The sequence below is a fragment of the Mesorhizobium sp. ANAO-SY3R2 genome, from assembly GCF_042466635.1.
Lineage (GTDB): Bacteria > Pseudomonadota > Alphaproteobacteria > Rhizobiales > Rhizobiaceae > Aminobacter.
This window is the reverse complement of record NZ_CP159954.1, coordinates 94,189-113,558: the sequence shown is the minus strand read 5'-3', so window position 1 is coordinate 113,558 and position 19,370 is coordinate 94,189. Positions and strand designations below refer to the sequence as shown.

18 protein-coding genes are annotated in these 19,370 nt (G+C 62.8%); 16 read left to right on the top strand and 2 right to left on the bottom strand.

The window, feature by feature from the left end:
• Nucleotides 1-20 precede the first annotated feature (20 nt).
• From ABSY17_RS03350 to ABSY17_RS03325, 6 genes are all read left to right on the top strand, one after another.
• On the top strand, nucleotides 21-839 hold the full coding sequence (locus ABSY17_RS03350) for an ABC transporter permease (protein ID WP_378942532.1): 819 nt from the start codon (nucleotides 21-23) through the stop codon (nucleotides 837-839).
• The gene (locus ABSY17_RS03345; protein WP_378942331.1) at nucleotides 836-1,651 is read left to right on the top strand and encodes an ABC transporter permease; all 816 of its coding nucleotides are present in this window, start codon (nucleotides 836-838) and stop codon (nucleotides 1,649-1,651) included. The genes ABSY17_RS03350 and ABSY17_RS03345 overlap by 4 nt, the downstream gene beginning before the upstream one ends.
• Before the next feature lie 15 nt (nucleotides 1,652-1,666).
• On the top strand, nucleotides 1,667-2,734 hold the full coding sequence (locus ABSY17_RS03340) for an ABC transporter substrate-binding protein (protein ID WP_378942328.1): 1,068 nt from the start codon (nucleotides 1,667-1,669) through the stop codon (nucleotides 2,732-2,734).
• A 76-nt stretch (nucleotides 2,735-2,810) separates the two neighbouring features.
• Nucleotides 2,811-3,542 carry a GntR family transcriptional regulator gene (locus tag ABSY17_RS03335; protein ID WP_378942326.1) on the top strand — a complete coding sequence of 244 codons (732 nt, stop codon included), beginning with the start codon at nucleotides 2,811-2,813 and terminating at the stop codon, nucleotides 3,540-3,542.
• Entirely contained in the window at nucleotides 3,542-3,886 is a 345-nt protein-coding gene (locus ABSY17_RS03330) for a hypothetical protein (RefSeq protein ID WP_378942324.1), read from the top strand. Before ABSY17_RS03335 ends, ABSY17_RS03330 begins: the two co-directional genes overlap by 1 nt.
• Nucleotides 3,883-6,150, top strand: coding sequence for a N,N-dimethylformamidase beta subunit family domain-containing protein (locus ABSY17_RS03325; protein WP_378942322.1), 2,268 nt, complete (start codon nucleotides 3,883-3,885; stop codon nucleotides 6,148-6,150). The genes ABSY17_RS03330 and ABSY17_RS03325 overlap by 4 nt, the downstream gene beginning before the upstream one ends.
• A gap of 116 nt (nucleotides 6,151-6,266) precedes the next feature.
• Here ABSY17_RS03325 and ABSY17_RS03320 read toward each other — a convergent pair whose 3' ends face one another.
• Nucleotides 6,267-6,935 (bottom strand): GntR family transcriptional regulator, encoded by a 669-nt coding sequence (locus ABSY17_RS03320; protein ID WP_378942320.1) that lies wholly within the window; start codon nucleotides 6,933-6,935, stop codon nucleotides 6,267-6,269.
• 418 nt (nucleotides 6,936-7,353) lie between these two features.
• On the opposite strand from ABSY17_RS03320, the gene ABSY17_RS03315 reads away from it, so the two are divergent.
• Genes ABSY17_RS03315 through ABSY17_RS03285 form a run of 7 tightly spaced genes read left to right on the top strand, consistent with a single transcriptional unit; the run spans nucleotide 7,354 to nucleotide 15,321 of the window.
• The gene (locus ABSY17_RS03315; RefSeq protein WP_378942318.1) at nucleotides 7,354-8,898 is read left to right on the top strand and encodes an ABC transporter substrate-binding protein; all 1,545 of its coding nucleotides are present in this window, start codon (nucleotides 7,354-7,356) and stop codon (nucleotides 8,896-8,898) included.
• A gap of 25 nt (nucleotides 8,899-8,923) precedes the next feature.
• Nucleotides 8,924-9,937: an ABC transporter permease gene (locus ABSY17_RS03310; RefSeq protein ID WP_378942316.1), complete on the top strand. Its 1,014-nt coding sequence runs from the start codon at nucleotides 8,924-8,926 to the stop codon at nucleotides 9,935-9,937.
• Nucleotides 9,934-10,770 carry an ABC transporter permease gene (locus ABSY17_RS03305; RefSeq protein WP_378942313.1) on the top strand — a complete coding sequence of 279 codons (837 nt, stop codon included), beginning with the start codon at nucleotides 9,934-9,936 and terminating at the stop codon, nucleotides 10,768-10,770. The genes ABSY17_RS03310 and ABSY17_RS03305 overlap by 4 nt, the downstream gene beginning before the upstream one ends.
• Nucleotides 10,770-11,759: an ABC transporter ATP-binding protein gene (locus ABSY17_RS03300; RefSeq protein ID WP_378942529.1), complete on the top strand. Its 990-nt coding sequence runs from the start codon at nucleotides 10,770-10,772 to the stop codon at nucleotides 11,757-11,759. Before ABSY17_RS03305 ends, ABSY17_RS03300 begins: the two co-directional genes overlap by 1 nt.
• Entirely contained in the window at nucleotides 11,720-12,778 is a 1,059-nt protein-coding gene (locus ABSY17_RS03295) for an ABC transporter ATP-binding protein (RefSeq protein ID WP_378942311.1), read from the top strand. The genes ABSY17_RS03300 and ABSY17_RS03295 overlap by 40 nt, the downstream gene beginning before the upstream one ends.
• Before the next feature lie 20 nt (nucleotides 12,779-12,798).
• Nucleotides 12,799-13,644, top strand: coding sequence for an SMP-30/gluconolactonase/LRE family protein (locus ABSY17_RS03290; protein WP_378942308.1), 846 nt, complete (start codon nucleotides 12,799-12,801; stop codon nucleotides 13,642-13,644).
• Between the two features lie 9 nt (nucleotides 13,645-13,653).
• Entirely contained in the window at nucleotides 13,654-15,321 is a 1,668-nt protein-coding gene (locus ABSY17_RS03285; RefSeq protein ID WP_378942306.1) for a N,N-dimethylformamidase beta subunit family domain-containing protein, read from the top strand.
• Between the two features lie 194 nt (nucleotides 15,322-15,515).
• Here the strand turns inward: ABSY17_RS03285 and ABSY17_RS03280 are convergent, their stop codons facing one another.
• Nucleotides 15,516-16,451, bottom strand: coding sequence for a LysR family transcriptional regulator (locus tag ABSY17_RS03280; protein WP_378942304.1), 936 nt, complete (start codon nucleotides 16,449-16,451; stop codon nucleotides 15,516-15,518).
• 199 nt (nucleotides 16,452-16,650) lie between these two features.
• Here ABSY17_RS03280 and ABSY17_RS03275 point away from each other — a divergent pair, with 199 nt between their 5' ends.
• The 3 genes from ABSY17_RS03275 to ABSY17_RS03265 are packed head-to-tail and all read left to right on the top strand — an operon-like array spanning nucleotide 16,651 to nucleotide 19,355.
• Nucleotides 16,651-17,685 (top strand): ABC transporter substrate-binding protein, encoded by a 1,035-nt coding sequence (locus tag ABSY17_RS03275; RefSeq protein ID WP_378942301.1) that lies wholly within the window; start codon nucleotides 16,651-16,653, stop codon nucleotides 17,683-17,685.
• A 13-nt stretch (nucleotides 17,686-17,698) separates the two neighbouring features.
• The gene (locus tag ABSY17_RS03270) at nucleotides 17,699-18,520 is read left to right on the top strand and encodes an ABC transporter ATP-binding protein (RefSeq protein WP_378942299.1); all 822 of its coding nucleotides are present in this window, start codon (nucleotides 17,699-17,701) and stop codon (nucleotides 18,518-18,520) included.
• 1 nt (nucleotide 18,521) lies between these two features.
• Nucleotides 18,522-19,355, top strand: a complete 834-nt coding sequence (locus tag ABSY17_RS03265; protein ID WP_378942297.1) for an ABC transporter permease — start codon at nucleotides 18,522-18,524, stop codon at nucleotides 19,353-19,355.
• Nucleotides 19,356-19,370 lie beyond the last annotated feature (15 nt).

Here is a 19,370-nt window from a genome sequence, read left to right as displayed (position 1 = left end):
GACGCAGGCTGAGCGGCGCCATGACCATGGTGCTCTTGGCGCCGTTCTTCGCGATCATATTGTTCGCGTTCATCTATCCGATCGGCAACCTACTATCGATCAGCTTTCTCGAGCCATCGCCGACGCTCGACAACTATGCCCGCGTGGTCACCAACCCGATCTACGCGCTGGTATTGGCGCGTACCGCCTGGATCAGCCTGCTCGTGACCGTATTGGCTGTCGTTCTGGGCTTTCCGGTTGCCTATTTCATGACTCGCGTGAACGGTGCCGTCGCCGCGCTCGTGGCTGCCTGCGTGCTCCTGCCATTCTGGTCGAGCGTGCTTGTTCGAACGGCGGCATGGGCAGTGCTGCTGCAACGGGAAGGGGTCATCAACACGATCCTTCTCTGGCTCGGCGTGACCAGCGAACCGCTGCGCCTGCTCTACACGCAAGGTGCTGTGGTGATCGCCATGACGCATGTGCTTCTCCCATTCATGATCCTTCCGATCTACGGCGCGCTGCGCAACATTCCCGACGACTACATGCGTGCCGCCTCCGTTCTGGGTGCGGGCCGGTTTCGCGCCTTTGCCGAGGTGATGCTACCGCTCAGCCTGCCCGGCGTGTGGAGCGGCTCGATCCTTGTCTTCCTGACCGCGCTCGGCTTCTTCGTGACGCCGGCGCTGCTCGGCTCGCCACAGGAAATGATGATCGCAACGCTGGTTTCGCAGCAGGTGCGTGAAGTGCTCGATTGGCCCTTCGCCGCGGCCCTGGTCGGCGTGTTGACCCTGTTCGTCACCTTGATCGCGATGATCTTCAGCAAGGCTATCCGCTTCGAGCGGTTGATGGGGTCGAGCGCATGAGCGGACGCAGGCAAACCGGATCCCTGGCGCTCAGCGCCTATGTCTACGCCGTGCTGGCATTCATCATGCTGCCGCTCGTCATCATTGTTCCGATGTCGTTCGGCCAGAACGATTTTCTGGAATTTCCGCCGACGGGTTTCACCCTGCACTGGTACTTCGAGTATTTCGGTGACCGGCGCTGGCAGGCGGCGACGCTGCTCAGCCTGAAGATTGCCGTGCTGACCGCGATCTGCACCTGCATCGTCGGGACGGCTGCCACCTACGCCATGGTGCGCGGCACCGGCCGGTTCGCGACGCTGTTCCAGATACTGCTGATCGGCCCGATCATTGTTCCGCACATCGCGCTGGCGGTCGGCCTGTATCTCCTGTTCCAGAAGGTGGGTCTTGCCGGAACGACGGTCGGTTTCGTGCTGGCGCATATGGTGCTGGCGCTGCCGTTCGTCGTGTTCACCGTCGCGGCAGCTCTCGGCCGGGTCGACGCGGATCTGGAGGCGGCTGCCATGAGTTGCGGCGCATCGCGTTTCACTGCCTTCCGGCTGGTGACGCTGCCTCTGATACTGCCCAACGTGCTGAGCGGTGCGCTGTTTGCGTTCATCATTTCGTTCGACGAACCCGTCGTCTCGTTCTTCTTGTCGGGCATCCGCGACAAGACGCTTCCGAGGCGAATGTTCGACGATATCGAGCAGAACCTGACGCCGATCATCCCGGCGATCGCCGTCCTGCTCATCCTGCTTTCGATAGCAATTCTTCTGGGAAGCTACGCGCTGCGTTCGCGTGTGCGCTCCAGCAACCTGGCTACCAACAATAACTGAAGAGGGAGAACTGGAATGCAGCACAGAATGTTGAAATGGACGACCGCGACGCTTGCCATGTCGCTGGCAGTGGCGGCCTCGATGCCGTCGCACGCTCAGCAACTCGAGGAGCAACTCGTCATCGCCACCACCGGCGGTGCGATGGGCAACACGCTCGAAAAGTACTTCTACGAGCCGTTCGGCAAGGCCAACAACGTCGAGGTTGTTCCTTTCGCCATCGAGGTGCCGGACCAGTGGGCGCGCGCCGAGGCGATGGCGCGCAGCGGTAACATCGAGTTCGACATCGTCACGGCGACTGCGCCCGACCTTGTGGCGCGCAAGGACATCCTGCACGAGATCGACTGTTCGAAGCTCAAGAGCATCATGGAGTTCGGCGTCGAGGATGCCTGCACGCCCTACGGCGTGGCGCGCACCACCGGCGGCATGCTGATCACCTACAATACCGACGTCTTCAAGGACAAGGCGCCCACGACATGGGCCGATTTCTGGGACGTCAAGCAGTTCCCCGGGCCGCGCGGCCTGCCCGATACGGGTGACCGGGATTGGTGGGTGCCTGTCGCTGCCCTGCTTGCCGATGGGGTCAAGCCGGACGAACTGTTCCCGCTGGATATCGACCGCGCCTACAAGAAGCTGGACGAAATCCGCCCGCATATTGCCGTGTGGTGGAAGACCGGCGACCAGGTCCAGCAGATCATGCGCAGCGGCGAAGTGGTCATGACTATGAGCTATTCCGGTCGCTCGCTTCAGGTGGTCAAGGAGGGACTGCCCTTCGCCATGTCCTGGAACCAGGCGATCCGCGACACCGGCTACATGTCCATCCTGAAGGGCGCGCCTGATATCAACGCGGCGCTGGCTTATCTCGACTTCTTCTATGCCAATTCCGAGGCTCACCCGGAATTCATGCGCACGGTCAACTATGCGACCGCGAGCAAGTCGGCGATCGAACTCATGAAGCCGGAGGAACGCAACCTCTACGCAACGGCCCCCGAAAACTACTCGAAGTTGATCAAGCCCGACTTCGCGTGGATTGGGGAAAATCGCGAAATGTTGCGCGCGCGCTGGATCGCTTGGCTGACAAGGTGATAAACTGAAACGACGGCAGGCGGCCCACCACGGGTTGTCTGCCGTTTTGCAATCAGCCGAAAGTGCGTGGACAAAGATGTCGAACCTCAGCGAAATCCAGACGACGAGCCTTTCGTCGCAGATCTATCTGCAGCTTCGCCAGCAATTGATGTCTGCGCGCTTCCAGCCAGGCGAGCGTCTCAAGATACGCGAACTTGCCCAGCGGCTCGGCACCAGCGAAACGCCCGTGCGGGAGGCCCTGTTCCAACTGGTCAAGGATGGCGCGCTTGAGATGAAGCCCGGCTACTACATCCGGGTCCGGCGCGTGAATCTTAGGGAATACGTCGAGTTGCGCGATATCAGGCTGGTACTTGAGCCCTATGCGGCACTCCAGGCGCTGCCGCATCTCGATGCGGCGTTCCTGAAGAAACTTGCCGTCATTCATGACAAGCTGGTCGATGCGGAACAGCGCCAGGATTATCCTGCAGCGCTCCAGCACAATTACGATTTCCATTTCTCGGTCTACCGCAGATCGGGCATGCCGCACCTGATCGAGATTCTCGAACGTCTCTGGATCCAGGTCGGTCCCTTGCTGACCTTTCTCTATCCGCACGGCCACCCGACCTACGAAGGCCCCCACCAGCACGTCTACATTCTCAAGGCGCTCGCCGAGCGCGACGAGGCGGCGGTGCGCAGGGCCTTCGAGCAGGACTTGATCGAGGGTGGCCGCAATTTTCTCGATTACCTCGCCGAAATCGAAGGCAAGGAGATCGCGCCAGCCGAGCCGGAAAAAAGCCCGAAGGCGCGCAAATCACGACGAGCCCCCTGATGGATCATACGAGCGACCCTTTTGCCGTCCGGTACATATTCGATCCGGAGCGCCTCGATCTGGCGCGCGAATTTCGCGACAACATAAACGGACCGCACAGCCGCGATCTCCAGCAACTGTTGGTCCGCATGCGCTGGGGGCCGGTCGAGGGGCGCTATGTCCTGCTGGTTCTGGAGCCCGGAAAGCGCTGGCGGCTGGGCCGTCTTCCGCCCAAGCGAGGGCAAAAGGTCGAACTGTTCGACGATGTAGAGTTCACCTCCCTCGCAGATGCCGAATGGCACGTTTTTAAGCTTCGTTGGGAGGCGCTTGCCGGCGCTCCGCTGTCGATTGGTGCAAGTAAATGATTGTCGAGACCAACCGTTTTCTGGGTTACCCTGATCGCATCAGCGTGCCCGCAGGTGAGCGTGTTACGTTTCACCTGAGTTCGGCCGAGGCACAAGCCGAAGTTGCCATCATTCGTATCCGCTGCGCCGACGCCGATGCGACGGGACCGGGACTCAAACATACGGTCGTTCCCTCGGCGCTGGATGGTGTCCATGCTTGCGTCGATCAGCCGATCCTTTCGGGTTCGGCCGTGGTCGTCGATGACGGCGGCGCGCTGGCGTTGCGCGGCGGCTGGTCGATCGGCTGCTATGTCTGGCCGACGCGGCTGACGGACGGATCCCAGACGTTGATTGCCCGCTGGTGTGACGAGAGCCGGACAGGCTTCCGGCTTGGCGTGAGCAGGCAGGGCGGCCTGGAACTTTGTCTTGGCACGTCATCGGGCGATCCCGTCGTCGTGTCCACCGGCGCCGGTCTGGCCGAGCGCAACTGGCATTGGGTTTCAGCATCCTTCGATCCGGACACCGGTACGATCAGTCTGGAACAGTGGAAACTGGCCGACGGCACGATCCCCGAACAGCGGATCGAACGCAGCTTCGAACGTAGGGCGGACTGGTCGCTCGATTCCGCTGGCCCGCTGCTGATCGCCGCGCATCACGTCGATGCCGATGCCACACGGCTCGGTGGCCATTTCGACGGCAAGATCGAGGCCCCGCGCATCGTGGAAGGCGTGCTCGATGCGGCCGCACTTCATGCCGCGCGGCCCTCGGCGCGCACGGGTTCGCCCGATGCCGGCGTGATCGCCTTCTGGGATTTTTCCATCGGCATCGACACCGTGGAGGTGCGGGACCTCTCAGCCAATTGCCTGCATGGAAAGCTGCACCAGCTGCCGCGCCGTGCGGTGACTGGCGTCGCGTGGAGCGGCGCCTACCATGACTGGCGCCTGGCCCCGGGTGAGTATGGTGCGATCCATTTTCATTCCGACGATCTCTACGATTGCGGATGGTCCCCGACGATGACGCTGGACGTCCCGGCCGACTGGCGCTCCGGCGTCTACGCCCTTCGCTTGCGGCTGCCGTCGGATCGGGGCAAGGCCGACGACGCCATTGCCGTCGAGAGCTTCATTCCCTTCTTCATCACGCCGGCCAAGGATCGGCCGCGCGCCAAGCTCGTGGTCGTTGCTTCGGTGGCGACATACCTTGCCTATGCCAACAATGCGCTTCGACTTTACCACGTGCATTTCCAAGGTCTGACAGAGCACATCCTGCAGCTCACCTTCGACGATCTCCATCTCCAGGAACATCCGGAACTCGCGCAGTCCACCTATGACACGCATGTCGACGGCAGCGGTCGTTGCTACAGTTCCTGGCTTCGTCCGATCCTCAACATGCGGCCGCGCGCCAATCCGTTCAATCTGGGCATCGACACGCATTTCATCGATTGGCTGGAAGAAAAGGGGATCGACTACGACCTGATCACCGACATCGAACTTGACCGGGAAGGCGCGCGGTCCGTTCAGCCCTACCGGGTCGTGTGCACGCTGAGCCATCCTGAATACTACACGCTCAACATGATGAATGCGCTGGTCGCCTACCAGAACGGGGGCGGGCGGCACATCTGCATGGGCGCCAACTCGTTCTACTGGCGCTGCGCGTTTCACCCGGCGGCCCCAGCCGCGCTCGAAGTGCGCCGTGGCATGGCCGGCACCCGAACTTGGGAGTCGCAGCCCGGCGAGGTCCATCTTGCCGGAACCGGCGAGCCGGCGGCACTGTGGCGCCACAGCGGGTTCGCCCCGCAGAAGCTGGTCGGCGTCGGATTTGCCGCCATGCTCTACGACAAGCCGGGCTACTATGTGCGCGAACCGGGCAGCGACGATCCGCGCGTGGCCTTCATCGTGGACGGCATCGGGCGTGACGAACGCATCGGAGATTTCGGCGTCCGTATCGGCGGTTCCGTGGGCATCGAGATCGATCGCTATGACACCGATCTCGGGAGCCCGCCGCACGGCGTCATCGTGGCGACCTCGCATGGGCTCGGGCCGGGCGCCCTGCCGACGCCTGAGGAGTTCCGCACGATGGTCCACGGCCTGGACGGCGAGCAGAACGCACTTGTGCGCGCCGACATGGTGTTCTTCGAGACGTCCAATGGCGGTGCGGTCTTCGTGACCGGCTCGATCTCGTTTGTGCTGTCTCTGAGTGAGAACGGTTACGACAACAATGTCAGCCGCCTGACCGGAAACGTGGTCTCACGCTTCCTCGACGACGCGCCATTCGTGATGCCGGGCTAGCGCATCGGTCCGAAAATCGGAATCGCTTTTCGGTAAGCACGATGCGCAGATTCAAAGTGTTAGAGCGTCCTTTGCGCGTCCGAATGGACGCGCGGCGCTCTGGCGCCCGGCCGCGATCAGTTGGTCGCGCGGCCGCCCAGATAGGCGAGCAGGCCCTCGCCGCCGCGCACGATGTCGCGCACCAGCGCGTCGCGTGCAGCATCCGCGTCGTGATCCCTTAGCGCAGCCATGATGCTGACGTGCTCCTCGGCCTCGAGATAGTGGTCGTCGGCTTCCTCGTAGTAGACCTTGAGGATTGGCCCCATCGACACCCACAGGTTCTCGATCTGGCCGAGCAGCATTTTCATGCCGCACAGGCGGTAGACGCCGAAATGGAACTCGCGGTTCAGACGGATGGCCGTGAAATTGTCCTGCGCAAGGCTCGCCTTGACGAATCGGGCTTGGCACTCGGCAAGGCGGTCGACGTCTTTTGACGTGGCTTTGGCAGCACCTTCCGCCGTCGCGAGACCCTCGAGCGCGATGCGCATCTTGCGGATCTCGAGATAGCGCCCAAGGTTGAGTTCGGGAACTGTAAGGAACCGGCCCGAGCGGATTTCCAGGCCTTGTTCGCTGACAAGACGCAGGCACGCTTCGCGAACCGGCGTCACGCTCGTTCCGAGCTTCTGGGCGATATCGTGCAGGACGAGCCTGTCGCCGGGCGCGAAGTCGCCGTCGATCAGGGCGCCGCGCAAGGCGCCATAGGCTTGCGTCGACAGGTTGTCGGTGGCGAGCGGCTTGATCTTCACGGAACGCCCCAGTTTTCCAACGCCTCGATCGCGTGCGATTCCATACCGTTAGCATCTAGCTTGTGGTGCGCATAGAGATGCGTCGGCGCTGCGATGAGGCCGTACTCGTTCATGATGCCGTGGCGCACGAGGCGTGGGCACGCCGCCGAGCGCCACCCCGATGACGGCAGACTGGGCGTGGACGATCGAGCCGGAGCTACAGTCAATGCCGCGCACCTTTCGCACGTTCCTTGAGATGAATGCATTTGGCCTCCGGCAGACTGCCCGGCAAGCTTGGCGTCGGCATTGCTGCTCCCCTACGACATCGATCTGGAGCGCCCAGAATCTGCAACTAGATCGTTTGCACGTTCATCGTATATGATATATGTTGATTTGAACCAAGCTCGTATGTAGCAAATTTGGTCAGGAGGGGGAGCCGATGAAATTGTTTCTTGGAGCAACGGGAACTGCCTTGAGCGTGCTGGCGGCTGGCGTTGCGTTGACGCCTGCGGCTGCGCAGGAACCGGCAACTTTTGTCTATGCGGACGCGGGCGAGCCGAGCACGATCGATCCGGCGAAGGCCAATGTGAACTGGGAGTTCACGGTCACGCGCAACGTTTACGATCGCCTGGTCGACTTCGATCTGGACGACCCGGCAAAGCTTCTGCCCGCGCTGGCAACCGATTGGACCAGGGACGGCAAGACCTGGACCTTCACGCTGCGCGAAGGTGTTAGCTTCCATGATGGAAGCCCGTTCACCGCGGATGACGTCAAGGCGACGCTCGACCGGCTGCTCAGGATCGGGCAGGGGCAGAGTTATCTGGTCGACGACATCGAGAACGTGACAGTCGTCGATGCCCGAACCGTGAAGATCGCGACCAAGGCCCCGACCGTCTTCCTGGCGTCCAACCTCAGCCGTATTGAGATCGTCGCCGACGAGGACGTTGCCAGGCATGCCGCCGAAGCCGATCAGGGCGAAGCCTGGTTCGGCGAAAACGCCAACGGCACCGGCCCCTACTCCTTTGTGGCCTGGACGCGCGGAACGCAGATCGAGCTGAAGCGCAACGAGAAGTGGTGGGGCAAGTTTCCCGAAAAGCCCTTCGATCGCATTCTTGATCGCTTCGTGACCGATGGCGCCAACCGTTCGCGTGGGCTTGAGGGCGGCGAGTTCGATCTGGCCAATTTCGTGCCGCGTGACGACGCGCTGCGTATCGGCACGTCGACCGGCTTCAACATGGTCGAGGGCAACAATCTCTGGGCGTGGCCGGCGATCTACTTCAACATGGATGTCGCGCCGACCAACAACAAGGATTTCCGCGACGCGCTGGTCAAGTCGTTCGACTACAATGCCATGGTCCAGTATTTCCAGGGACGTGCGGAAATCGGCCGCGGTCCGATCCCTGCCTGGTTCCCCGGTAGCCCGGAAAAGAACGCGCCAGAGATCAAGACCGATCTCGAAGCCGCAAAGGCGGCACTTGCCGCATCAGGCATCGCCAACGGCACGTTCAAGTGCACCGTCCCGGCCGGCTTCCCCGAATTCCGCTTCGCAGCCACCGTTCTCCAGGCGTCCGCGTCCCAGATCGGCGTGACGGTCGAAGTCGAGGAACAGCCCTTCGTCGAGGCGATCACCGCCATCAAGACGGACAAGAGCAATTGCTTCGTGCTCGGCAACGCAAACCTCAGCCCTGCCGATGCGACCAAGTTCTTCTCGGCGCACTACCTCAAGGGTGGCTTCTTCAATTCCGGCAAGTTCTTCGACCAGAACCTCGAGGATCTCGTCGCAAAGCTGCCGCAGGTCGAGGACGCCACGGAGCGCGCGGGAATGCTCAAGCAGGCGGCCGAGATCGTCGTCGATTCGCACTACATCATCTGGGCGGCGCGTCCGACCACGGTGGTTCCGCAGCCTGACCGGATAGGCGGCTACCGCATTGATCCGGCTGATTACATCAACGTTCGTTTCTGGGAACTCCACAGCAAGCAGTAGTGGCGATTGAACGGGACGACGCGACGTGCTGACTTTTCTTGCAAAGAGGCTGGCCTGGGGCGCGCTTGTGCTCCTGCTGGTGGCTGTAATCACCTTCTTCCTCAGTCGTGTCGTCCCGGCTGATCCGGCCGCGTTTCTGGCCGGTCAGAACGCCTCGGAAGCAACGGTACAGCGGATCAGGGCTGAGCATGGCCTCGATCGGCCTCTGGCCGACCAGTTCGTGGCCTACATGGGCGGGCTGGCAAAAGGCGATTTCGGCGACTCCATCCGCACGCGCCGCAGCGTGGGGGCCGACCTGGCGCAGTACCTGCCCGCGACCCTTGAATTGCTGCTGGTCAGCTTCGTCGTCTATCTGGCGGCGAGCTTCTCATTGGCCGTCACGGCGGCGAAGCGGCCAGGTGGCTGGCTCGACGGTTCGATCCGTCTGCTGACCATGATCGGCACCGGCATTCCGGTTTTCTGGCTCGGCATGACCTTGCAGTTCGTCTTTTTCTACAAGCTCCAATGGTTGCCGTTGGGCGCGCGCTTTCCAATCCGCGACACTGCTCCACCGGTGGTGACCGGTCTGATGCTGGTCGATTCGCTGCTCGCGGGCAGCCTCTCGGCCTTCGTCGGCAGCCTGAAGCATATGGCGTTGCCGGCGCTGACCATCGTGGTCAATCTGCTTGCGGTCGGCACCCGGATGTCGCGCGCGGCACTGATCCAGGAGCAGGGTCGGCTTTACGTGCGCACCGCGCGCGGCAAGGGGCTCGGGCCCCGCCCCATCCTCTACAAGCACATGCTGCGCAATGCCTTGAGCCCGATCTTGACCGCGACCACGATGCAATTCGGCTACATGATCAGTTGGGTCATTCTGGTCGAAGTGATCTTCGACTGGCCGGGGATCGGGCTCTATGCCTACCAGTCGTTCCAGGTATTCGACTACTCGCCGGTGATCGCGCTGGCCATCGTCTCGACAGCTGGCTTCGTCTTCATCAACCTTCTGATGGATATCCTCTATCCGATCATCGATCCACGCGTGCAGAGGGTCGGTTCATGAACGTCGCGACTGTAATCAGGCGCTGGCGTCCGGCGCGCCCAAAGGGCGTCCTTACGCCAATGGCCGTTGCCGTGGTGGTTGCGCTTGCCGCCTTTGCGCTCTTGCCCGGATTGGTAGCGCCCCACGATCCGATGGTTCTCGACATCGCCAATCGTTTGAAGGCTCCGAGCCTTGCCAATCCATTTGGCACGGACGAGGCCGGCCGGGACATCTTTTCGCGTGTCGTCCACGGCACCCGCTATTCGCTCGGCGTCGCCTTCATGATCGTCTTCGTCTCGGCGGCCTTCGGCGTCGTCTACGGAGCCGTTTCGGGTATGGCGCGCGGTTGGGTCGACAATTTGATGATGCGTATCGTCGACCTCTTCTTTGGCTTTCCAGCACTTGTGCTGGCGCTCGCCGTCGCAGCCTCCATCGGTCGCGGGCTCGACAGTGTCGCCCTGTCGCTGGCGATCATCTGGTGGCCCGGCTACGCCCGTCTCGTGCGCGGCGAGGTGCTGAGGTTGCGCGAGCGCCCGCATGTCGAGGCAGCGCGTGCGCTCGGCGTGTCCACCATCATGATCCTGCGGCGCCACATCATTCCCTTCGTCACGCAGGAGGTGAACGTGCGTGTCACCACTGACATCGGCTACGCGCTGGTCGCGGTCACCGCGCTTTCTTTCCTTGGTCTTGGTGCCAACTCGCCGACGCCCGAGTGGGGCTTGCTGATCCGCGATTCACGGCCCTATTTCGGTTCGGCCTGGTGGTATCTGGTGTTTCCCGGAGTGATGATCATGCTGACGGCTACGGCCTTCTCGCTGATTGGCGACGCGCTGGCAGCGAGGCGAGGCGCATGATCCTCTCGGTTCGCGATCTATCGGTTGGCTTTCGCCTGCCGGGCAGGGAACTGGTCGCCGTCGACCGCATCTCCTTCGACGTGGAGCAGGGCGAGTCATTCGTCATCATCGGCGAGTCGGGATCCGGCAAGTCGCTGACCGGCATGTCGATTGCCGGCCTGCAGCCGCAGACATCGTTCGCCTCCGGTTCGATCCGTTTCAAGGACAGGGAACTTCTCAACCGTCCCGACGCCGAGCTTCGCCGGATACGGGGCAGGGAGATCGGGCTTATCTACCAGGACCCGCTTGGCTCGCTCAATCCGGTCTGGCCGATCGGCGACCAGATCGCGGAGGCGCTGAGTGCGCATGGCCTCGCCAGTGGCAAACAGGCCGCGATGCGGGCGGTGGCGCTCCTGGAAAGGGTACGCATTCCCGATCCCGCGCGTGTCGCCAATGCCTATCCGCACGAGATCAGCGGCGGCATGCGCCAGCGCGCGATGATCGCCATGGCGCTCGCAGCCGGCCCGAGCCTGCTCATCGCCGACGAACCGACGACGGCGCTCGACGTGACGATCAAGGCGCAGATGCTGGAACTGCTGGCCGAACTGCGCCGGGAGCTTTCTCTGACCATCATCCTGATCACGCATGACATGGGCGTCGTGGCCGAGGTCGCCGATCGGATTCTCGTCATGTATGCCGGCAGGATCGCCGAAATCGGCGAGGCGGATACCGTCATGCGCAATCCCTCGCACCCTTACACGGCTGCGTTGATGACCAGTGCGATGATCTCCGAAGCCACGCCCAAGCACGATCTCAACGCGATCATCGGTGGCGCGCCCGCGCTTGGCGCCTTTCCGCAGGGGTGCCGGTTCCATCCGCGGTGTCCCGGTGCACAGGCCGACTGTAACGTCGTCGAACCCAAGATGGGTGCCCATGGCGCGGTGCAATTGGCCTGCCACCATCCGATCGCATGGACTGGAGCGGCGCGGCCGCTGGGGATCACGGCGTGAGCGAACTTCTGAATCTCAAATCGGTCGTCAAGACCTTCGTCCAGAAGCGCGGCGGCCGGCGCGACGTCCAGGCGGTTGCGGGCGTCTCGCTATCCGTCGGGCGCGGCGAGACGCTCGGCCTCGTCGGCGAGAGCGGTTGCGGCAAATCCACTCTCGCCCGCCTGGCGCTGAAACTCATTGATCCGACCAGCGGGAGCATCAGCTTCGACGGAGCCGACATCACACACCTGAGCGGCCGCCAGCTACTGCCGGTCCGTCGCAAGCTCCAGGCGGTATTCCAGGATCCGCTGGCATCGCTCAACGCGCGCATGACGATTGCCGAAATCATGCGCGAGCCGTTCGACACGCATGGCATCCGGCTTGGCGCGGAACTGGATGAGCGGATACGCGAACTGCTGTCTTTCGTCGGACTGGGCAGCATTGACCTGCAGAAGCTTCCGCCGCAGTTTTCGGGCGGCCAGTTGCAGCGCATTGCGATCGCCCGCGCGCTGGCGCTCGAACCCGAGATCATCGTGGCCGACGAGCCGACCTCGGCGCTCGATCCGTCGATCCAGGCGCAGATCGTCAACTTGCTTCTGTTCATCCAGCGCAAGCGTCAGATTTCCTACCTCATCATTTCGCACGATCTTGATGTGATCGGCCATGTCGCCGATCGGATCGCCGTCATGTATCTCGGTACGATCATCGAGCAGGGGCCGGCGTCCAGCATCATGTCGGGTCCGCTGCACCCTTACACGCAAGCGCTGCTTTCGGCGGCTCCCACCCTGGCCGCTCGACGCAAAAGCGATTGGAAGCGCGTGGTGCTGGCCGGCGATCCGCCCAATCCGGCCGACGTGCCGACAGGCTGCCGGTTTCATCCGCGCTGCCATCTGGCCCGCGATGTCTGCCGGCAGGTCGAACCGCCGCTGCGGCCGGTACTCGATGCCACGCGCTTCGTCGCCTGTCATCTGGCGCCGGAGGAAACGGCGGCGACTGGCACTGAGATCGGGCTGGGCCGACGTGGCAAACTGGCATCGTAGGGAACGAGGGCGATAGGATAATGGCATGGCAGGCGGAAGTTCATGTGACCGGTCTCGGCTTTCCCGAGGGACCGGTCGCACTGGCGGACGGGTCGATTGCTTTCGTCGATCTGCTGCACGCCAAGGTGCGCGCGTTTCGCGATGGTCAGGTGCGCGAATTGTGCAGCTTGCCGGGCGCGCCCAATGGAATGCGGCTCGGGCCTGACGGATCGCTTTATATCGCCAACAATGGCGGTATCGCACCGCTGTCACTCGAAGAGCTGAAATTTGCCGAGCCGCAGATACCAGGCTGTCTCCAGCGGCTGGGAGCAGATGGCCGCTGGGACTATTTTGCGACCGAACTGCCGGGCGCAGGACCCTCGCGCCCCAACGATCTGGTGTTCACGCCGCAAGGCGAGATCGTCTTCACCGACCCGCAGAACTGGGAGGTCTTGGGCGCCGATCCCGCAGCCTATCGCGGCGGTCAGCTTCTGGTCGCCGCCGCTGACGGCAGCGTGCGCCATTTGGCCAGGATGACTGGCTTCCCCAACGGCCTTGCCTTCCATCCCGACGGTTCGCTCATCGTCGGCATCACCATGGAGCACAGGCTGGTCCGTTTTGCCTGGAACGACGGCAACGTCGGGGCGATGGAAGAGTGGTGCCGGCTGGATGACCGTTTCAATCCGGACGGCATGGTCTTTCACGAGGACAAGTTGTTCGTGACCGGCAGCGGCGGCGATCGGATCGCGATTCTCGACACGAGCGGACGGCTTATCGAGATGATCGACACCGGCCCCGGCAGCGACCCGACCAACCTGTGCGTTCATGGCGGCCGGTTGTGGGTGACGCTCGGTCTGCCCGGCCAACTCATTTCATATCGCCTTTAGGAAATGCCTATGTCCAAGAAACAGCCCTTCGTTGCGCCTGAACTGGGCCCGATCAACATCGCGCCGCGTCAGGCAAGGGCGATGCATGCCGACGATCACTGGCAAAGCACGCCATGGTACGAGGCGCCGCGCGAAGACCTCTCCGTGCCGGAGGTCTACACCTACACCGACGCCATGTCCTACGATCCCGGCGACGAGGTGGTGTTCCACTCCAGCACAACGGCGGCCGGCTGGTCGCTCGAAGTCTATCGTGATGGCCTCGATCCGCAGACGGTTCACAAGGCCGAGAAGATCGAGGGGGTGTTCACCGCCACGCCGAAGGATGCCTACCGCAATGGCTGCGGCTGGCCTGTCAGCCATCGCTGGCGCCTGCCCGACGACATGCCGTCAGGTTTCTATCGCGTCGTCTCCACCTGCGATCGTGGTGGCGGCGGCCGCTTCGTGCAGCACCACTTCTTCGTCGTGCGCCCGACGGCGAAAACGCGCCGCGCGCGCATCCTGATGGTCCTGCCGACCGCCACGTGGACGGCCTATAATGATTGGGGCGGCGCCAACCATTACTTCGGTGTAGCAGGGCCCGACGGCAACGCGGCTTCGCCGGTCCTGAGCCTGGAGCGCCCGTGGACGCGTGGGCTGGTGTGGCTGCCGGCCGGCGCTCCTCGCATCTGCGCCGACCCTCTGCCCGAAATGGGTGACGCGCCGCGCTATCCCATGAAGGAATGGGCATTCGCCAACGGCTTCGGCCAATATTACGCCGCATCCGGCTGGGCGCAATTCGACCGCCATTTCGTCGTCTGGGCAGAAAGCCAGGGCTATGCGCTCGACATGATTACGCAGACGGATCTGCACTGTCGGCCAGAATTGCTCGACGACTATCCATGCGTGACGATCGTCGGTCACGACGAATATTGGACACGCGAGATGCGACTGTCGATCGAGGCCTATGTCGAGAAGGGCGGCAGGTTGGCCCGCTTCGGCGCCAACTTCCTGTGGCAGATCAGGCTGGAGGACGACGGCAAGACCCAGCATTGCTACAAGTTCAAGGCCGCCGAAGAGGATCCGGTGCATGGAACCAAAGATGCGCATCTTCTGACCACTGCCTGGGAGGACAAGGATGTGCGCTGGCCAGGCGCGTCGACGGTCGGCGTCAACGGCCTGCACGGGCTCTACGCTTCGTGGGGCGGCTTTGCGCCGCACGGCCAGAAGGGGTTCACCGTCTATCGCCCGGGACATTGGGCTTTTGACGGCACCGGCCTGCACTATGCCGACATCTTTGGCGCGGAAGCCCGCATCTTCGCTTATGAGGTCGATGGCCTCGACTACACGTTCCGCAATGGCCTGCCGTTCCCCGTGGCTGGGGATGGCATCCCCGAGAGCATCGAGATCCTTGCCATGGCGCCCGCCGTGCTGGCGGAGGACGAGCCTCCGGGCGAGGGTTTCCGCTACTACATCCGCGGCAGCGACCATGAGGGGCTGGTCAAGTCTGCAACCGGCGAAGTCACGCCAGAGGGGCTCGCCCGCTATCGTTATGGCTCGGGAATGATGGTGCACATGACGCGCGGCAAGGGCGAGGTCCTGACGGCTGCGACTTGCGAGTGGGTGATGGGCCTGAAGCGCGGCGATCCGTTCACGCAGAAGATCACGCGCAACGTGCTGGATCGGTTCATCGCCGACTGAGCAACGTTGCCGAGGGCATCGGAACTTTCGCACTTGTGAAGCCGGATGCGGTTCGATGAAGACGACCGCCCGGCCGGGTTCCGCTGCCCTTTTTGTCTTTTGCTGTGAGTTTCCATCCCGCGGTGGCCCCGGCGGGCTGTTTGAGCACGGCTTTCGGCGCATTTGGCACGAGCCCGAAACGCCTCCTGTAGATGTCAGGTACGGCGCTTTGCCATCTCCAGCGCATTCACGTCCCTGTCGAGCGAGGCGAATTCCTCGATCAGGCAGGATGCTACGGCTCGCACCGCAGGCCAGCTCTGCCGCTCGCGGTGGATCAGAAGTCCGATCTCGCTGTGCTGGAGTTCCTGCTCGACGAGCGGCACGTGGACAAGTTCGCCCGCCTTCAGCTCCTCCACGAAGCCGGCCGGGGTGAAGAAGCCGAGGCCGATGCCCGCGCGCATGACCTCCTTCGTCATCGGCAGCGAATTCGTCAGGAGCACCGATCGGAACTGCGCACCACTGTGGATGAATTCGGCCTCGGCCGCCGCATTCAGGATCCAGGGATCGCTCAGCATGGCGACGGGATGGGCCGCGCATTCGGTGAGTGTCAGCTCTTTGTGACGGGCCAGGGGATGGTCGGGATGCATGATCGCGCCTAGCCGCAGCTTGATCTTGGCGGCAACGTCGTAGCCGCTGTGCCGCCGGTCGACGAACAGAATCGCAATATCCGGCCGGCGCGCCCGCATCTCCTCGGCATGGTCGGCTGGCGCGGCATCGATGACGCGGAAGGTGATGTGCGGGTGGCGCCGCGACGTTGCTTCGATCGCGCGCGGCAGGATGCGCACGATGGGGGCTGGAATCGATACGATGCGGACCTCGCCATGGATGTCGCCCGAAAGTCCGGTGATCTCGGTCTGGACCGTCTGCCAGCGCGCAAGGGTCTCGCGTGCATGCCGGATGACATAGTCGCCTGCCACGGTCGGGCGAACACCGTTGCCCACCCGCTCGAACAGGGGGGTCCCCATATCCGCTTCAAGCTTGAGAATCTGCCGGTTGACCGCCGACGAGGCTACGTTGAGCACGCTTGCGGCACGACGGATCGAACCCAGGCGCGCCACCTGGTCAATATAGCGCAGAACTGACGAATGCATAAATCCACTCCCCGAAGGTGCTGCCTTTTTGGCATCGCCTGTCTCGAATCTTTATGCTTCCGGAGATCGCTTTGCTATACTCTAATCATCTTTGAGATGGTCGGACTGACCGTCGACCCGGCACTCAAGACCGGCGCGGCGCTTGGACGAAAATCATTGCAGGGCTTCAGGAACAGCCCGTCGAAAAGGGGGAACTTCGATGATCAAGACAGCATTCTCGCGCCGTTCGCTTTTGAAGACCGGTGCCGGCCTGGCTGGTGCGCTCGCCATGCCGGCGATCGTCACCAGCAGCGTTTTCGCCCAGAAGGGCACCCGCACTATCAACATGCAGCTTGGCTGGTTGGGCGGCGGCAACCAGCTTGGCGAAGTGGCTGCCAAGCATCTCGGTTATTTCGAGGAACAAGGTCTCGACTTCGCCATTCAGGTCGGCGGCCCGTCGATCGACGGCGTGGCAATCGTCGCATCCGGCCGTTACGAAATCGGGCAGGTCTCGTCCAGCCCTTCGCTCATGCTCGCTGCCTCGCAAGGTATTCCGGTGAAGGCCTTCGCCGTCAGCGCGCAGGAACATCCCTACGCCTACATCTCCCTGGCATCGAACCCGATCAAAACCCCTAAGGACATGATCGGCAAGAAGATCGGCATTCAGGCGACGGGCAAGGTGCTGCTCAATGCCCTGCTCAAGAAGGCCGGTATCCCTGAAAGCGACGTCGAGGTCGTGGTGATCGGCGCCGACATGACACCGCTGCTGACTGGTCAGGTTCACGCGGCCACCGGATGGTTGACGAACACCACCGCGATCTCTGCGATCGGCCAGGAACACGTTGCCATGAAGCTGTGGGACCAGGGTGTGCAGCTCTACGGCAACCCCTACTACGCCACCGCCGATACGCTCGAGAAAGACCAGGAGATGCTGACCGGCTTCCTCAAGGCAGCGGGCAAGGGTTGGGAATATGCCAATTCCAATCCGGAAGCGGCCGTTGATCTGCTCCTGAAAGAATTCCCGAACCTCATCCGCGACGACGAGATCGCCGCTTCCAAGGTGTTGCTCAAGCACATCTTCACGCCGGCAACCGCTGCTGGTGGCTGGGGCACGATGGACCCGGCCGTGTGGCAGGGCCAGATCTCTCTCTATGACGAACTCCAGCAGTTCTCGGCCGGCGCGCCGAAACTGGAAAACGTCATCTCGATGGCGCCGCTGGAAGCGACCGCAGCTGACCGCCCCAAGATTGGCTGAAGGGAGACCTGAGATGGCTCTTGCCGCGCTCGACCTCGACCGGCCCGAACCGGTGACTGCGCCGACGGCCGATGGAATTGCCGTCGACCTGAAACAGGTTTCGGTCCGCTTCACGACCGAGCGCGGCACGATCACCGCGCTGGACAGCATCGATCTTGCCGTGCCGACGGGCGGCTTCCTGACGCTGCTTGGACCCTCGGGTTGTGGCAAGTCCACACTCCTGCGGGTCGTGGCCGACATCATCAAGCCGTCCAGTGGCTCGGCGAACGTGCTTGGCGGAGCGCCATCGCTTGCCCGCTCCCGTCGCGACATCGGCTTCGTCTTCCAGGATGCAGCGCTGCTGCCCTGGCGAACGGTGCTGGACAATGTGACGTTGCCGCTCGAAGTGGGCGGCGGCGCCCCGGCGGGGCGTGCGCGGGATCCGCGCGAACTGCTTGAACTCGTCGGGCTTTCGGGCTGGGAGAAGGCATTCCCGCACGAACTCTCAGGCGGCATGCGGCAGCGTGTGTCGATCGCTCGTGCGCTCGTCTCCAGCCCCAAGCTGCTGCTCATGGACGAGCCATTCGGTGCGCTCGACGAGATCACGCGCGACCGCCTCAACGAGGAGCTTCTCGCGGTCTGGGAGCGTACCGGAACGACGATCCTCTTCGTCACCCACTCGATCTACGAGGCGGCGTTCCTCGGCCAGCAGGTGCTGCTTCTTGCAGCCCGTCCGGGCCGGGTGCGCGAAATGGTGCCAGTCGATCTGCCATCTCCTCGGCGTGTCGCCATGCGCGAGACCCCGCAATTCGTCTCGCTCGTGACCCGTCTGCGCAAAGTGCTGGAGACCTGCTGACATGGCCAACACTGCAACAATGGGCGCGTTTGTCGACGACAACGAGGCCCAGGAAATCTACCTCGCGGCCAAACGGCGGCTTCTCTGGCGCAGGCGGCTCCTGCCGGTCGTGACGTTTTTGACGTTGCTAGTGCTTTGGGAAGTCGGTGTCAGGGTGTTCGAGGTAAAACCCTTCATCGCACCCGCGCCGAGCGCGGTGATGCAGGTGCTGATCCAAAAATTCCCGATGCTGATGCAGAACCTGCTGCCGACGGCCATCGAGGCCATTTCTGGCTTCATCATCGGCAATCTGGCGGCGATCAGCATCGCCACCGCCTTTGCCTACAAGCAGAGCCTGGAGGAGGCATTCTTCCCGATCGCCGTGATGGTCAACACCATCCCCGTCGTGGCGAAGGCCCCGATCCTTGTCCTGCTGCTCGGCAACGGCATGGAGCCGAAGATCGCGATCGCGGCGCTGATCTGCTTCTTCCCGACACTCGTCAACATGACGCGCGGTCTGCGCGACGTGAATGCGCAGCAACTCGAGCTGATGCACGTTCTGTCTGCCTCGCCACGCGAAGTCTTCATCAAGGTCCGGCTCAAGAACTCGCTGCCCTACCTGTTTTCGGCCCTGAAGATCGCCGCTTCGACCGCCGTGATCGGCGCCATCGTGGGCGAATGGATCGGATCGACAGTGGGCATCGGCGCCCTGATCATTCAGGCCACCTACAACTTCGACTCGCCGCTTCTCTATGCAACCATCGTCGTCGGATCGGTCTTCTCGGCCAGCTTCTTCGGCGTGATTTCGTGGATGGAACGCTACTTCCTTACCTGGAACGCATCGGGCACGCGCTGAGCCGCTGCCCGCACA

Coding starts and splice junctions, on each gene's coding strand:
- ABSY17_RS03285 (WP_378942306.1), top strand. CDS start 13,654: ATGTCCAAGAAACAGCCCTTCGTTGCGCCTGAACTGGGCCCGATCAAC.
- ABSY17_RS03295 (WP_378942311.1), top strand. CDS start 11,720: ATGGACTGGAGCGGCGCGGCCGCTGGGGATCACGGCGTGAGCGAACTT.
- ABSY17_RS03330 (WP_378942324.1), top strand. CDS start 3,542: ATGGATCATACGAGCGACCCTTTTGCCGTCCGGTACATATTCGATCCG.
- ABSY17_RS03340 (WP_378942328.1), top strand. CDS start 1,667: ATGCAGCACAGAATGTTGAAATGGACGACCGCGACGCTTGCCATGTCG.
- ABSY17_RS03290 (WP_378942308.1), top strand. CDS start 12,799: ATGGCATGGCAGGCGGAAGTTCATGTGACCGGTCTCGGCTTTCCCGAG.
- ABSY17_RS03265 (WP_378942297.1), top strand. CDS start 18,522: ATGGCCAACACTGCAACAATGGGCGCGTTTGTCGACGACAACGAGGCC.
- ABSY17_RS03270 (WP_378942299.1), top strand. CDS start 17,699: ATGGCTCTTGCCGCGCTCGACCTCGACCGGCCCGAACCGGTGACTGCG.
- ABSY17_RS03275 (WP_378942301.1), top strand. CDS start 16,651: ATGATCAAGACAGCATTCTCGCGCCGTTCGCTTTTGAAGACCGGTGCC.
- ABSY17_RS03325 (WP_378942322.1), top strand. CDS start 3,883: ATGATTGTCGAGACCAACCGTTTTCTGGGTTACCCTGATCGCATCAGC.
- ABSY17_RS03315 (WP_378942318.1), top strand. CDS start 7,354: ATGAAATTGTTTCTTGGAGCAACGGGAACTGCCTTGAGCGTGCTGGCG.
- ABSY17_RS03345 (WP_378942331.1), top strand. CDS start 836: ATGAGCGGACGCAGGCAAACCGGATCCCTGGCGCTCAGCGCCTATGTC.
- ABSY17_RS03305 (WP_378942313.1), top strand. CDS start 9,934: ATGAACGTCGCGACTGTAATCAGGCGCTGGCGTCCGGCGCGCCCAAAG.
- ABSY17_RS03350 (WP_378942532.1), top strand. CDS start 21: ATGACCATGGTGCTCTTGGCGCCGTTCTTCGCGATCATATTGTTCGCG.
- ABSY17_RS03280 (WP_378942304.1), bottom strand. CDS start 16,451: ATGCATTCGTCAGTTCTGCGCTATATTGACCAGGTGGCGCGCCTGGGT.
- ABSY17_RS03335 (WP_378942326.1), top strand. CDS start 2,811: ATGTCGAACCTCAGCGAAATCCAGACGACGAGCCTTTCGTCGCAGATC.